Source organism: Dolichospermum circinale AWQC131C (assembly GCF_000426905.1).
In the GTDB taxonomy this organism is placed as follows: domain Bacteria; phylum Cyanobacteriota; class Cyanobacteriia; order Cyanobacteriales; family Nostocaceae; genus Dolichospermum; species Dolichospermum circinale.
The window spans coordinates 6,191-20,739 of sequence record NZ_KE384631.1 but is presented as its reverse complement, the minus strand read 5'-3'; the positions used below and the strand labels follow the sequence as shown (position 1 = coordinate 20,739).

Annotated in this window: 11 protein-coding genes and 1 pseudogene; 6 read left to right on the top strand and 6 right to left on the bottom strand. The window is 36.3% G+C overall.

Going from position 1 to position 14,549, the window contains the following annotated elements:
• Nucleotides 1-166 precede the first annotated feature (166 nt).
• Together ACIR131C_RS0116360 and ACIR131C_RS0116355 are read right to left on the bottom strand one after the other, a co-directional pair.
• On the bottom strand, nt 167-613 hold the full coding sequence (locus ACIR131C_RS0116360; RefSeq protein WP_028091074.1) for a PIN-like domain-containing protein: 447 nt from the start codon (nt 611-613) through the stop codon (nt 167-169).
• Nucleotides 610-1,296, bottom strand: a complete 687-nt coding sequence (locus ACIR131C_RS0116355) for a DUF433 domain-containing protein (protein WP_028091073.1) — start codon at nt 1,294-1,296, stop codon at nt 610-612. The genes ACIR131C_RS0116360 and ACIR131C_RS0116355 overlap by 4 nt, the downstream gene beginning before the upstream one ends.
• Nucleotides 1,297-1,582: 286 nt before the next feature.
• Between ACIR131C_RS0116355 and ACIR131C_RS0116350 the strand changes: the two genes are divergently transcribed.
• Nucleotides 1,583-4,714, top strand: a complete 3,132-nt coding sequence (locus ACIR131C_RS0116350; RefSeq protein WP_028091072.1) for a plasmid replication protein, CyRepA1 family — start codon at nt 1,583-1,585, stop codon at nt 4,712-4,714.
• 121 nt (nt 4,715-4,835) lie between these two features.
• Here the strand turns inward: ACIR131C_RS0116350 and ACIR131C_RS0116345 are convergent, their stop codons facing one another.
• Complete coding sequence (locus ACIR131C_RS0116345; protein ID WP_028091071.1) at nt 4,836-6,359, bottom strand: thymidylate synthase; 1,524 nt, start codon at nt 6,357-6,359, stop codon at nt 4,836-4,838.
• Between the two features lie 120 nt (nt 6,360-6,479).
• On the opposite strand from ACIR131C_RS0116345, the gene purM reads away from it, so the two are divergent.
• Complete coding sequence (gene purM / locus ACIR131C_RS0116340) at nt 6,480-7,505, top strand: phosphoribosylformylglycinamidine cyclo-ligase (protein ID WP_028091070.1); 1,026 nt, start codon at nt 6,480-6,482, stop codon at nt 7,503-7,505.
• A gap of 371 nt (nt 7,506-7,876) precedes the next feature.
• A complete protein-coding gene (locus ACIR131C_RS0116335; protein WP_028091069.1) occupies nt 7,877-8,563 on the top strand; it encodes a PHP domain-containing protein in 687 nt (228 codons plus the stop codon).
• Nucleotides 8,564-8,746: 183 nt separating this feature from the next.
• On the opposite strand, the gene ACIR131C_RS0116330 is transcribed toward ACIR131C_RS0116335, so the two are convergent.
• Together ACIR131C_RS0116330 and ACIR131C_RS0116325 are read right to left on the bottom strand one after the other, a co-directional pair.
• A complete protein-coding gene (locus ACIR131C_RS0116330; protein ID WP_035372281.1) occupies nt 8,747-9,187 on the bottom strand; it encodes a hypothetical protein in 441 nt (146 codons plus the stop codon).
• Between the two features lie 66 nt (nt 9,188-9,253).
• A complete protein-coding gene (locus tag ACIR131C_RS0116325) occupies nt 9,254-9,946 on the bottom strand; it encodes a hypothetical protein (RefSeq protein ID WP_028091067.1) in 693 nt (230 codons plus the stop codon).
• Nucleotides 9,947-10,217: 271 nt separating this feature from the next.
• Here ACIR131C_RS0116325 and acs point away from each other — a divergent pair, with 271 nt between their 5' ends.
• The 3 genes from acs to ACIR131C_RS22990 are packed head-to-tail and all read left to right on the top strand — an operon-like array spanning nt 10,218 to nt 13,384.
• Nucleotides 10,218-12,188, top strand: a complete 1,971-nt coding sequence (acs, locus tag ACIR131C_RS0116320) for an acetate--CoA ligase (protein WP_028091066.1) — start codon at nt 10,218-10,220, stop codon at nt 12,186-12,188.
• Nucleotides 12,189-12,228: 40 nt separating this feature from the next.
• Nucleotides 12,229-12,789 carry a DUF4365 domain-containing protein gene (locus ACIR131C_RS0116315; protein WP_231395479.1) on the top strand — a complete coding sequence of 187 codons (561 nt, stop codon included), beginning with the start codon at nt 12,229-12,231 and terminating at the stop codon, nt 12,787-12,789.
• Nucleotides 12,790-12,793: 4 nt separating this feature from the next.
• Entirely contained in the window at nt 12,794-13,384 is a 591-nt protein-coding gene (locus ACIR131C_RS22990; RefSeq protein WP_035372279.1) for a DUF4365 domain-containing protein, read from the top strand.
• Nucleotides 13,385-14,126: 742 nt separating this feature from the next.
• Here ACIR131C_RS22990 and ACIR131C_RS26840 read toward each other — a convergent pair.
• A pseudogene (locus ACIR131C_RS26840) lies at nt 14,127-14,549 on the bottom strand (hypothetical protein); the annotation flags it as partial.

Below are 14,549 nucleotides of genomic sequence, written 5' to 3'. Positions count from 1 at the left end.
TGAATCATGAAACTCTTGTGGTGCGGGCATCTTGCCCGCTAAATATGTACCTCATAACACCGGTAAGTGCTGTATCTGACAAATTTTTAGTATTGTCGGGTGGGCAATGCCCACCGACAGAGCGAGAAAATTAGCCATAAAAGAGACTCTATAACCTTTATAGCACTTAGATATTGTTAATATCAAACTGCTGCATTTCTGCCAATAACATCTGACTGTCTTTCCAAGACATTATTTTACCATCACGATAAATTTTAGCAATAAATGGAGCAGGATGCTTACGAACAAATCTTTGCATTTGTTCAGTTGCTTTGATAAATATTTCTGCCATTTCTTCCCCTTTTAAACCTTGGGAAGTTAAAATAAACATTTTTATTTGAGCGCGAGCAACAGCAATTCTTTCTAATTTGTTTCTGCTGATTCTATCATCTTTAGTCAAAACAACCCAGCCTCTTTGACCTATCTCTGGTAGCCAGTCTACATCTTGAGTGCCTTGACCAAAATGTTGATCATGAATTTCAACTTGAATACCTGCATGGCGCAGTTTTTCTGGAACAGTTCCTGCACCTAAGCACCTATCAGTAAAAAAGGTAATTGATTCAGGTTTACTCATGCAGCAGGTAGTTCACAGCGGATAGCTTCTTCAATTTTCAGGCGATCGCATTTATAATCATAAGCTAGATCCTGAATTGACTCACCAGCCTTTAATCTTTGAGCCAAAACAATGGTAGGAATTCCTGTCTCAGCAATCACAAGACGACCAAAAGCAATTCTAGGATCAATTACAACAATGCGGGGGTTATTTTCCTCTTGAGAAGCAGTAAAGGGAAAAAGTTTCATAGCAAATCCATTTTTATCAAACTCAATGCGTTGAAAATGAGTATTAAAACTGCTTTTCAAATCTATTCGCCAATCTTCTGAGACATTAAGCAAAGAAGCATATCTTTCTATGAATAAGTCAACCCCATTTATTGAGAATTTTTCACTGGCTAATGGATGTAATACTTGAAACTTTTCCTCAATATAATCAAGAGCTATTCTTACCTTGTCTCGTTGCATTTGGTGGTGTTTACGAATAGCTCTAAGAACATGAATTTCAACGAGGTTAGTAAATGAAAGGAGTTTAGGTTTAATATCTTGAGTTAAAATTAGTGGTTTTGAGAAATTAGAACCATTTGAGATTGAAACTGTCCAAGAGCGAATTGTACCTACCGGAATACGTAAGTATTTTGCAGCATCACTAATGGAGTAGATGGGAATATCTCTAGGATCAGTTTCTCCATAAAGGTTTTTCATAAATGTACCTACCAGAGATTTTCATGTTTATTATTTATATCATAAAATCTATCTGACTAAGAATAGCAAATACGTATAAGTAAAAATTATATGTATATATAATCATAATACAAATTTATTATTTTTACAGTTTCATGGCTAAAACCAAACCTTGATATATTCACAGAAGTATTTATATAAACAAAGTTAAAAAAATAACACTTAAATTTAGAAAATTATTTTATAAAAAATCAGCCCAGTCATGTTAAAGTTTTAATTTCCTGATATTCCTTAGCTGCTTCAGCTTATGCATCTGCATTCTTTACATCCGCAACACCTTGAAGAATTAGTCAAGAGCAGTGGTATAAATTTAGACTTAATTTGTTTAAACTTTAAATCGCTTCAAAGCACAAATGCTTATGAATACCTGCTGATTTCTGACAAACTCCCCCGCACCAACACAGGGATGATTAAAAGTGCATGGTTACAGCGTTATACTCATGTTACCGAAGGTGGTTGGTGGTGTTCTGGACTAGATCCCCTCAACAATTGGCATAAAATGGAATGGGGATGTTTTAAACCCAACCAACCGCGACAAAACCAGAAAGGTAAATCAATCAAATATGAACACCCTCCCAGCACACCCACACGCATATTTTGTTTACGCATATCTTTAGAAATTTGGCAACAAGTTGGACAACTTTACAACTTAGAAATACCGGAAAAAATCACCATTAATGATGACGGTGAAGCCGAATGTTTTTGGCAATGGGTAATTAAAAACAAGATATCCATTATCATTTGTGAAGGTGTGAAAAAAGCCGCAGCACTATTAACCCAAGGATATGTTGCTATTGCTATTCCTGGTATTAATAGCGGTTATCGAGTTATTAAAAACGAATTTGGCAAAGTTACCAGTCGGCAATTAATACCTGATTTAGCAGCATTCACAAACACAAAACGCGACTTTCATATTTGTTTTGATTTTGAAACTCAACAGAAAAAAATTGCCGCCGTCAATAATGCCATTTCCCAACTAGGTTGTTTATTACAACAACAAAATTGTCATGTTAAAATTGTAGAACTTCCAGGAAAAGAAAAAGGAGTTGATGAATTTATCATTGCTAAAGGTGCAACAGCATTTGATAAAATTTATCGTCAAAGTGTAGATTTAGATAATTACATTGCCCAAACCAAACCCCACACAGAGTTAACAATTCCCGCTGCAATTACTGTTAACTGTCCATATTTGGAGAAAATTCCCTTTCCCACATCTGGCTTAGTGGGATTAAAATCGGCTAAAGGTACAGGTAAAACCACCGCATTGCAAAGCATTGTTCAACAAGCAAAAAGCCGCAATCAACCAGTTTTATTAATTACCCATAGAATCATCTTAGGACGGTTTTTATGTGATAAAATCGGCATTAAATGGGGAATTGAACATGAAAAATGGAGTATAGAAGCTGATGAATTACCCCTTACTTATCCCTTAGCAACTACACCATCTTTAGGATTATGTGTAGATTCAATTTGGAAATTAAAACCAGAACATTGGCGAGGAGCAATATTAATTTTAGATGAAGTTGAACAATCATTATGGCATTTACTCAACAGTGATACCTGTAAACAAAAACGAGTGAAAATTCTCCGCATTTTCCAACAATTAATTTCCACAGTGATCACAACTGGAGGTTTAATAATTGCCCAAGATGCGGATTTATCAGATGTATCTTTAGAGTATTTACAAACTTTAGCAGCAATTAAATTAACTCCTTGGATAGTCATTAATGAATGGAAACCGGAAAAAGGTTGGGATACAACTTTTTATGATTCACCTAATCCCACCCCCCTCATTCATCAATTAGAATTAGATCTAATTGCTGGACGTAAATGCTATGTAACCACTGATAGTCGTTCTGGTCGTTACAGTTGTGAAACTATTGAGCATTATTTAAGAGAACGGTTGCAAAAACTCAAAAAAGAATTTCCCGAAACCTTAGTAATTAGCAGTCATACTACTAATACACCCGGTCACGCAGCCGTTGATTTTATAGCGGCTATTAATCAGAAAATTAGCGATTATCATACGGTTTTTGTTACCCCTAGTTTGGGAACAGGAATTAGTATTGATGTTCAACATTTTGACCGAGTTTATGGTATTTTTCAAGGGGTGATTCCTGACTCAGAAGCCCGTCAAGCCTTAGCAAGAGTTAGGGATGATGTTCCCCGGATTATTTGGTGTGCTAAACGGGGTATTGGCTTAATTGGAAGTGGGAGTACAAATTATCGTTTACTATCTCATTGGTATCAAGAGAACCAAAAAGAAAACCTAGCTTTACTAAGTCCATTGCATAAAATAGATGTGGATTTACCTTTAGTTTATGATCCCATTCATTTACGCACTTGGGCAAAATTATCTGCAAGAGTTAATGCTTCTATTCGTCTCTATCGTCAATCAATGCAAGAGGGATTGATAACTGATGGACATCACATTCAAATCCGAAGTAATGAAGTACAAAATAATATTCTGCGCGATTTACGTTTGGCATTTTTTGCCACTGAACCTAGTGATTTAGAAAACCGCAAACGATTAATTTTAGAAATTGTTAAAGTTCAAAAAGATTGGGCGCAAAGTCGTCAAAAAGCCAAGGAAATTAAAGGCAAAATCAAAGACATTAAACAGCAAAATCAACTAGCAAATGCTAATGCTGTCGCTAATGCTAGGGATATTGGTTATATGGAATATGAACAGCTATTAACTAAACATTCTCTCACCCATGAAGAACGTCATCAAGTTAATAAATATATCCTCAAACAAAGGTATGGAATTGTCGTTACTCCCCAACTCAAATTACAGGATGAAAAGGGGTATTATGGACAATTGTTAATTCATTATTATCTCACTCATGAAAGTGAATATTTTCATGTAAAAGATCAGCAAGAATGGAATCAGCAATTATTTTGGGGAGAAGGTAAAGTTTTTCTCCCAGATTTAAAAACTTATACACTCAAGGTGGAAGCTATGCGGGCTTTAGGAATGCTACAATTTCTGGAATTACAGCGCGTATTTAATGAAAATGATCCTGATTTGATGTGGTTGAAAAATGTAGCTATGCAAAGTAGTAAACACATTAAACGGGCTTTAGGTATTGATCTAGTTAGGGGTAAAGAAGCTGTTTCAGGAATTAAGATATTAAACCGACTTTTGAGTTTATTGGGGTTGAAGTTAAAACAAGTAAATACTGGTTATCAAATTGATTTAAAAACCTTAAATGATGGTAGAGAGAAAATATTTACAATTTGGCAAAATCGGGATGATTTGATGTTAAATTCTTTGCATAATCTCGAATATGAAATTGTGGATTTGTCTAGCAGGGATGAATATGAATCTGTGCCTATGAATTACAGTAAGTTTCAACTTTGTGAGTTACAAAAATAGCCCAGATGTGATTAACTGAATTAGTCAGAATTTTAGTGGTTATAGTTAGCAATAACTTTATTAATTGCTAACTATAATTTTCTTGATCACGCAGAGACGCACAGAGGAATAAAAATACGTTTTATTGTTTGAGAATTGCATTCTTTTTTAAAGGTTTATCTTGTTCATAAATAAGCTGTTCTTTCATTAGTAAAGCCGTTTCTGCTTTTTGTAATTCTACTCCTAAATACATGGCATGAGAAATTTGTAAACCCGGACAATCTGTGAATATTTGCTGAGAAATTTTATGTGCGGATTTACCAGAGTAACAATTAACTATTTCTCCAGAACCGGGGGTTGTATGTTCGACAATAATCTGATTATTTTGAATGGTAATAATGAAGCTACCCGCAGGATCAAAATAGTCTTTTCTTTGAGCAATTTTACTATATTGAGATGAAATTACGTTAGCGACATTTTCAAAACAATCATCATAAATATGGGCGCTTTGACTAATGGTAATTAATGCTCCCATTTTTAATACATGATCGGTTTTATTAATTAAAGCATCATAAATATACTTTTGTAAAGCTCTTAATCCCATGGCATTGGCTGGCCATGCTGAGAACATATCATTACTACGAAAAGTCGCGGTTAAAGATAGTTCATTATCTACTATTCTCACCCAAATATGATTTAAGCAAGGTGGGTTATCGTTATGATCTTGATTAGCATCCCACAAGGACATTACAGCCCTTGCGGAATTAATGTCATGGGCTAATTTTTCAATTACTTGTTCAATTTGATCTTTTCCAAACCAAGAACGTAACCTTTGTCCATAGGTGTATTTTACCCCTTCTTGATTGATTGCATTATCTAATATCTGAGATATATATTCTTTTAAAAAACTCCTGTCTATTGGTAAATAGTTGGGTTCAGGAAAGTAAAAATCATCGGGTTCGTCGGTAATAATTGCCATTAAATCTATCAATTCCTGCCATGTTCCATCATAACCTGTGGGTCTAATTGTCCCGGTTGTCTTAATTCTATGAATGATTTTTACCCAAGTTTCAGCAATGGTTCTACCTTCTATTCTGTGTCCATATCTTGTGCCGGGAAAAACGTTTGATTCAGTTACGTTCATGGGAAATTCTAAGGGTGTTCCCCAAGGTGGAACGGGTTTTTTATTTGCATAATATTTAACTTTTTCAACAGCATCAGATATTGATATGACTTCTTGAATTTCTATGGAGTTACGCAATTTTTCTAAGGCATTTATATTAATATCAATATCAATATAACCCGGAATCAAAGAACGAATTACCCAAGATTTTCGCCCAATATCACTAATACTTTCTTCTACACCATGACGGAAAAAATCACCTAAACATTGACAACCACCTGCGTTTTTATCTTCTTTGGTAGCATTTAGAATAACCAAGTATCTAACATGAGGATTTAACAATAAATTACGAATTAATAAATTTATACCCCTTGTTGGTGAGTATAATTGTCCAATTACAGCATATTCATTGTTATTTAAGTGTTTATAGACTGCTTCTTTTACGGTCCATCCGGTAATTAACGCAGTTTGCCCACTTCCATAAATTAACTGATTTGGTTTATGTTTAGCTGTATAATAAAATTGGGTTATTTCCTTGCTCACTTAATTTACCAGATTTTTATGACTAATGATTGATTATTTAGGATACAATAATTGATCTAAATTAATAAATTGTGTGATAATCATAACCTAAATAATCAATTGATAACGGTATAGTTAAGCATGGATTATCGGGATGCAGGCGTTGATGTTGAAGCAGGTAGAGCTTTTGTAGACCAAATTCGTAATTTGGTTCATAGCACTTTCAGAAAAGAGGTTTTAGGCGGATTAGGTGGCTTTAGTGGCTGCTTTCAACTCCCCACAGGTTACAAAGAACCAGTTTTGGTTTCTGGGACAGATGGTGTGGGTACAAAATTGAAAATAGCCCAAATTCTCAACCGCCATGATACTGTGGGCATAGATTTGGTGGCAATGTGCGTTAATGATGTTTTAACATCAGGTGCAGAACCTTTATTTTTTCTCGATTATGTAGCTACGGGTAAATTAGACAAGGAACAATTAACTCAGGTAGTCGCAGGAATAGCTACAGGTTGTAAATTAGCCGGTTCAGCTTTATTGGGCGGAGAAACGGCGGAAATGCCCGGTTTTTACCAAATTGGTGAATATGACTTGGCTGGTTTTTGTGTGGGAATTGTCGAAAAAAGCCGAATGTTAGACGGTTCTCAGGTGCAAATAGGAGATGTGGCTATAGGTTTAGCTAGTGCGGGTGTCCATAGTAATGGGTTGAGTTTAGTCCGCAAAATTGTCAGTGATGGCGGGTTTGCATGGACTGATACACCAGATATACTACATGGAAAATCTATTGGTGAGACTTGCCTCACGCCTACACGCATTTATGTTAAATCTGTTTTAGCCGCTTTACAATCTGGTGCGGAAATTCATGGTATGGCTCACATTACTGGTGGCGGTTTACCAGAAAATTTACCTAGATGTTTAAATCAGGGTCAAGCGATTAAAATGATACCCGACAGTTGGACTATTCCTCCGGTCTTTCGTTGGTTAGCTGGGGCTGGTTCTGTCGGTACTGAAGCTATGTATCATACATTTAACATGGGTATTGGTTTTGTATTATTAGTTCCACCCCAACAAGCAGAACAAATGATTACTCATTTTCAGTCCCAGGATATTCCCGCTTATGTAATTGGCGAAGTGATAACTGGAACAGGTGAATTAGTTAATTTATTGTAAGGCCAAACGTCTAAATTATCCGTATTAGACTATACACATAAAACCCATCTCCATGGGTTTGAAAACCTGAATTTTTCCTGAGTTCCCATAGATTGACTTTTATACTTTGAAAACAATTGTGGTCAATTTCTGTTTCATTTGTAGCAGGATAACGAGTTGTCACATACAAACTTTAGATTCTCTGATGGAAGTAATCAAAAATACTCATCGTTTTCAGCGTTAATATTTGCTAAGATACTATTGACATATTGCAAAAATCCATTCGTGTACTTAAAGAAGTATCTGTAATTGCCATTTAGCGGTATTGGTTATATCTCACGTATTAAGTAATACCCGTTTTGAGAAAAATGTAATTTTTGTGTAGAGGGGTTATGGTTATAAATTTTGCCCGGACTACTGTTTCCAAGGAACTACTAAAGCAAGTATTCCAACATATTGATGCTCAAAGTTGTCCCCAGTTATTTAATTTTCATATGCACACGGTTCACTCTGATGGTAGACTAGAACCGAGTGAGTTGATGAGTCAAGCGATCGCAATTGGCTTAAAAGGTCTAGCAATCACTGATCATCATAATATTGATGGTTACAAAGTAGCCCAAGCTTGGTTAGAAAATTGGAAATGCAGTCATCCAGATACACATACTCCATACCTGTGGAGTGGTGCGGAAATTAACGCCAATTTGCTAGATACTGAAGTCCACATTTTGGCTTATGCTTTTGAGTCAGAACACCCCAGCATGAAACCTTATTTACAAAAAATACCTGTGGTGGGTAAGGCTTATCAAGCAAATAGCGTGATTACAGCCATTCAAGAAGCGGGGGGATTAGCCGTACTTGCTCACCCAGCCCGGTATAAGCGATCGCATTTTGATCTAATTCCTGCGGCCGTAGATAACGGAATTGATGGTGTGGAGACTTTTTACGCTTACAGTAATCCCAAACCATGGAAACCTAGTCTTGTGGAAACCCAGGAGGTACAAGAATTAGCGGAGAAATTCAATTTATTTAACACCTGTGGTACTGACACACACGGTTTAAATCTACTGCAAAGGTTGTAAACTTGTATTTATCTACTTTTCAACTCCCGGTTTACATAACCAGGGGGTTAACACATTTATTATTTTGGTCTCAATGTGATTCTCATAAATCAGGGCTGAAGCCCTAACTACGAACTGAAATCAGGGCTGAAGCCCTGACTACGAACTGAAATCAGGGCTGAAGCCCTGACTACGAACTGAAGATTATAATTTTGTGTGACATTTTGATGACACTTTATTGACAAAATTATCAGCTAGATATAATAATTCCAGATCATCAATATCAAAGTCACCTGCTAATACATCTTTGACAGCGGATATTTGATCATTATCTCTAGAAAGTCTGAAACATTCTTCTAAATCTACTGCTAAATCAAACAATGATATATCTCCTAAATGCTTTCTAATTTTTATAGCTACATCATCATCACTAACCAAAAATTCTTTAATAGCATCAAATAACGGACTAGATATTTGATCATCTCCCCAAGTTTCTAACCAATCACTTTCTACATCTTCTACATAAATATGAACAAAATTTAATCCATAATTTAACCAATCTTGCTGCATATTCCGGGCTACTGCTAACGCTTCAGTCAGATTTTCGAGTTGAGCGTTGCTATTAGTTTGTTGTTGATTAACCATAAATGGCATTTTCAGCAGATTAATGATGTTGGCTAGGACACAGATTTCGATTTTAATATTTGGGAATCAGGAAAAATTCATATACTTTCCTGCGGCCAGGTGATCACTGTTATACAGTGCAACATTGACTAATTGTTGAATAAAATCATTTTCTTGCGGATTATAACTCAAGAATAATCCTCTTTCTATTTCCCACAATTGCAGTGCATTTTGCCATTTTTGATATTTTTGAGCATGAAATTCTTCACTAACACTTGTGACTTGAATACAGAGTGGTTTATTTTGATGATTACTGACAATAAGGTCTGTGGCCATAGAAAGGTCAGCTATATAACGCCGCCAAAAATCCCCTTCACGATGGACAATATCTTGAGCTATATATTTAATGATATCACTATCAGCTTGATTAAATTCCCCTGCCATCATTTTTTTCTTCCAAATATAAAATTTGGTGTCTGTGGCGTTTATCCATTTAGGAAATAGATAACCGTACCAATATCTTTCATTGGCGGTCATTTGCTCAAACTGTAGTTTTTGCTCTTCTGGGGAGGGTAGAGATCTAATTGCTAACCAAACTCTAGAGTCTGTAATCACTTCTAATAAAAAAGCCACGACAATTGGTTTGGACATCAAAGAACCAAGCTTGATATGTTTAATCCAACGGTTGATCTCTATTAATTTTGTCATGAGACTTGGATCTATTTCAGAGGCTTGTTCAATCAGTAGGTTTAATTTATCCTTAATTTCTTTGGCTTGCAAACTGTATCCTATGGTAAAACACTAACTTAGTTGCTAAAGGCTTATGTCTAACTTGATCGGTAAATAAGATTGTTAAAAACATCATCATTATTTTATTTTACTACAGCGCTGATAAATTCAGCCTTGTTTAATTTTCCTACTAAAGTAGGATTAGATAATCATATCAGTAAATAATCTTTACATTCAGTGCAGCTTTATGAAAATTTCAACATTATTTAGTACAACTTAGTTAAGAATAGTTTTAGCCACAATATCGTTTTTATCCATTACTATGTCTCAACCAACTATAGAATCCATTTTACAGGAAAAGCGGCTATTTCCACCTGACAGTGATTTTTCGCAAAATGCCCATATCAAAAGTTTAGCAGACTATCAGCGTCTTTATGACCGAGCAAAAGCCGATCCTCAGCAATTTTGGGCAGAATTGGCAGAAAATGAGTTACAATGGTTTCAAAAATGGGACACTGTACTAGATTGGCAACCGCCTTTTGTCAAGTGGTTTGTCAACGGTAAGATTAATATTTCTTACAATTGTCTTGACAGACATCTCACTACCTGGCGTAAAAATAAGGCTGCGTTGATTTGGGAAGGAGAACCGGGAGATTCTCGCACTCTGACATACTCCCAATTACATCGAGAAGTTTGTCAATTCGCTAATGTACTAAAACAATTGGGCGCGAAAAAAGGCGATCGCATTGGTATTTATATGCCTATGATTCCCGAAGCCGCCATAGCTATGTTAGCCTGTGCCAGAATTGGCGCACCCCATAGCGTTATTTTCGGTGGTTTTAGTGCTGAAGCCTTACGCGATCGCTTAAATGATGCAGAAGCAAAGATAGTAATCACAGCGGATGGTGGTTGGCGCAAAGATGCAATTGTCCCCCTCAAAGAACAGGTAGACAAGGCTTTAGAAAACAATGCAGTTCCCAGTATTACAGATGTGCTAGTTGTCAAACGCACAAATCAAACAATACAAATGGTAGCCGGTCGTGACCATTGGTGGCACGATTTACAAAAAGGCGTTTCTGCGGATTGTCCCGCAGAACCAATGGACAGTGAAGATATGCTATTTGTTCTCTACACTTCCGGTAGTACGGGAAAACCGAAAGGAGTAGTTCACACCACAGGAGGTTATAACTTATACAGTCATATCACTACCAAATGGATTTTTGATCTTCAGGATACAGATGTATATTGGTGTACTGCCGATGTCGGTTGGATTACAGGACATAGCTATATAGTTTATGGACCCCTTTCCAACGGTGCAACCACTGTCATGTATGAAGGTGCGCCCCGTGCTTCTAATCCTGGATGCTTCTGGGATGTGATTGAAAAATACGGCGTGACCATTTTTTATACTGCACCAACCGCCATTCGTGCCTTTATTAAAATGGGTGAACATCATCCTAATAAACGTAATCTTTCTTCCCTGAGATTACTGGGAACTGTCGGTGAACCCATTAACCCCGAAGCTTGGATATGGTATCAAAAAATTATCGGTGGTGAACGCTGTCCGATTGTGGACACCTGGTGGCAAACGGAAACCGGTGGGATTATGATTACACCCTTACCTGGGGCAATTGCTACAAAACCCGGTTCAGCGACTCTACCTTTTCCAGGTATTATTGCGGATGTAGTGGATTTAGAAGGTAATTCTGTTCCTGATAATGAAGGTGGTTATTTAGCCATTCGTCATCCTTGGCCAGGAATGATGCGGACTGTGTACGGTGATCCTGACCGTTTCCGGCGGACTTATTGGGAACATATTCCGCCTACAGATGGTAAATATACGTACTTTGCTGGCGATGGTGCGAGGAAGGATGAAGATGGCTATTTCTGGGTCATGGGGCGCGTAGATGATGTCCTGAACGTCTCTGGACACCGCTTAGGAACAATGGAAGTAGAATCAGCCCTAGTGTCTCATCCGGCAGTGGCCGAGGCTGCTGTAGTGGGTAAACCGGATGAATTGAAGGGTGAGGAAGTTGTAGCTTTTGTAACTTTAGAGGGTACTTATCAGGCCAGTGAGGAGTTAAGTAAGGAACTGAAAAAGCACGTTGTAAGTGAGATTGGGGCGATCGCTCGTCCTGCTGAAATCAGGTTTACTGATGCTTTACCGAAAACGCGATCTGGTAAAATTATGCGTCGTTTATTGCGGAATTTAGCAGCAGGTCAGGAAGTGTCTGGGGATACTTCGACGTTGGAAGACCGCAGTGTGTTGGATAAGTTGCGGGAAGGTGCATAGTTTAAGGTAGTTTCGCATCACTGTGTAAAATCTATATGGGGTGGGCAAAATTGCCTACCCTGTATTGTGTGAAGAAAATTATAACTTGAATTATGATAGGGGTATATATAAGAAAATGAGGGATGCACTAGGACAAAGAGGTGAATTGATATTTAGCCTTTTAATGACAGAATTTCACTCTGATGCGGGTCCAATTTTTAAGCCACAGTTTTTAGGAGATAAATGGCAGTATGTTGATTTTATTGTGGAGTTAATAGGTGCAGGTTCATATATTCCCTATTTCTTTGTACAAGTCAAAACTACTAGGCAAGGTTATACTAAAAAAGATAACCGTTTGAATGTGAAAGTAGAAAAAAAATCTGTAATTGGTATAGCATGTTATCTAGCACCAACTTATATAGTTGGAATTGATGAAATTCAAAAAACAGGTTATATAGTTTCTGCTAATGGAGAAAATTTAAAATCTCTCTCAAGCCTATCTACTGAATTTCCTATTGATAAACAAAATAGAGAAATCCTTTGGAATGAAGTCAATGATTTCTGGAAACCTTATACACAGAATAAACAAAAAAATTTAAGTTCCAAGTTCAAATGGAGATGAAACAATGCAAACAGAACAACCTTGGTATATTGGTTTACGTTCAAAAGCTTTAGCAATAGTATCTTTAACTGAACGTGATGATTTGATTATTTATAGAGATCAAAAAGATTATGATTTGGATGTTCTAGTTTCCATTAGTAAAAATGGTAAGGATATTAATAGGCTTTTTGGTGTGGAAATAAAAGCTGTAAAATCTACACCTAAGATAATTCAAAATGAGGATATTTTCAATATAGAAGGAGCAGATATAAATGTTCTGCAATCACGATTTACAAAGTGTAATTTTCCAATATGTCTATTTTTCTTTACTCTGGATAATGATAATGGGTATTACAAATGGATTCTCGAACCAATTATTGATAACGAAAACGGTAACAAATTAAAACGTAATGGAAGTCCAGAATTTAGAAAATTAACCAATGAATCAATAAATAATATTGTTGATTTAGTGAATCAATGGTACAATAATGCACCAATTGATTATAAAATACCTGATGTAATACCAAAACCTTTACTATCAAAGCGTAAAGTGAAACGGTTTTTAAAACAAATGGAAACAAAACAGCAGAAATCGCAAGATAATATCAATCATTAAGTACATGAAAGGTGGCTTTTACCAGTGAAGCATCATAATCAATTGTCTGAATCAGGATGTCCAGGATTTAAGGATTTGCAGGATGTTTTTTAACAGTATCATGTTTTGATTTTTGATTATCCATCTTTATCTGTGTTTATCCGCGTTTATCTGCGTACCCTTCGGGAAGCAAGCTACAATTATTCTTGGTATTACTGTTGTTAGATTACTATTTTTTTTAAACGAACCACAGAGGACACAGAGGACACGGAGAAAAAATATCAGTTATCTTTGTGTGGGAAGGGAGTAATTTTCTCGTTCATCTAATTAATTATCTCAGAATTGGGAAAGATTTCAGGTGAGGGAAAAAGATCCCCGACTTTTATGAGCAATTTATCATTTATGGACACAATCAATAAAAGAAGTCGGGGATCTGATCATGAACAAGTGCTATAGCTGAATACTTACGATTTTACAAACAATTAATTACAAAAGCAGATAAAAGATTTGACTCCCATCTTCAGGAATTAAAAGACAAAGGAGAATAAAAATATGGCGACAAAATTAAGTGATATCATGGCACAATTACCACCCCTGTATTGTGTGAAGGTTGAGATTTTCAAGTTTCTCTCTTGGGAAGGATTATTAAAATATAAATCATCTCTACAATGTATGATATATTTTACCCTGAGTGAAGTTGGGCTTGGTTTACCCTCCAAGCCTTTTCATTTTTTCACCTGTTTCCTGTAAGCTTTTTAAGCTTTTATAGTCTTTGTCCTGCATAAATGGATCTTTTCTCACCATGACGGCGAATAATAGCTTCAGCGTTACTGATTTCTATTAGTATCCACCCTGTACCACCAATATTTTCCCCCAGATTAACCCTGCGAGTGCTACCATCTATGTTAAATAAAGCCGCAGATTGATTACCTGATTCCAATATTCCCTCTAGTTGTACAGAAATTGTTGAAGTAACAGTCGCTAATTTTGCCGGTGCCTCTTTTAAAGGTTGAGAATTAATCTCTGTCTTTTTTGTTTTCGGCTGAGTTGCTGGTTGTACATTCTTGATAGGAGGATTATTGACTACTGAAGGTGAAGGTTGTGGTATTCTGACTGAAGAAATGGTTGGTTGTTGGTAAACTGAGTCTGGAAATTGGTCAACTGGAATATTTTTTTTATTTATCGC

Bases quoted from the DNA above. Each gene is read 5' to 3' on its own strand.
- acs (WP_028091066.1), top strand. From the start codon at position 10,218: ATGTCTCAACCAACTATAGAATCCATTTTACAGGAAAAGCGGCTATTT.
- purM (WP_028091070.1), top strand. From the start codon at position 6,480: ATGGATTATCGGGATGCAGGCGTTGATGTTGAAGCAGGTAGAGCTTTT.
- ACIR131C_RS0116335 (WP_028091069.1), top strand. From the start codon at position 7,877: ATGGTTATAAATTTTGCCCGGACTACTGTTTCCAAGGAACTACTAAAG.
- ACIR131C_RS0116330 (WP_035372281.1), bottom strand. From the start codon at position 9,187: ATGGTTAATCAACAACAAACTAATAGCAACGCTCAACTCGAAAATCTG.
- ACIR131C_RS0116360 (WP_028091074.1), bottom strand. From the start codon at position 613: ATGAGTAAACCTGAATCAATTACCTTTTTTACTGATAGGTGCTTAGGT.
- ACIR131C_RS0116350 (WP_028091072.1), top strand. From the start codon at position 1,583: ATGCATCTGCATTCTTTACATCCGCAACACCTTGAAGAATTAGTCAAG.
- ACIR131C_RS22990 (WP_035372279.1), top strand. From the start codon at position 12,794: ATGCAAACAGAACAACCTTGGTATATTGGTTTACGTTCAAAAGCTTTA.
- ACIR131C_RS0116355 (WP_028091073.1), bottom strand. From the start codon at position 1,296: ATGAAAAACCTTTATGGAGAAACTGATCCTAGAGATATTCCCATCTAC.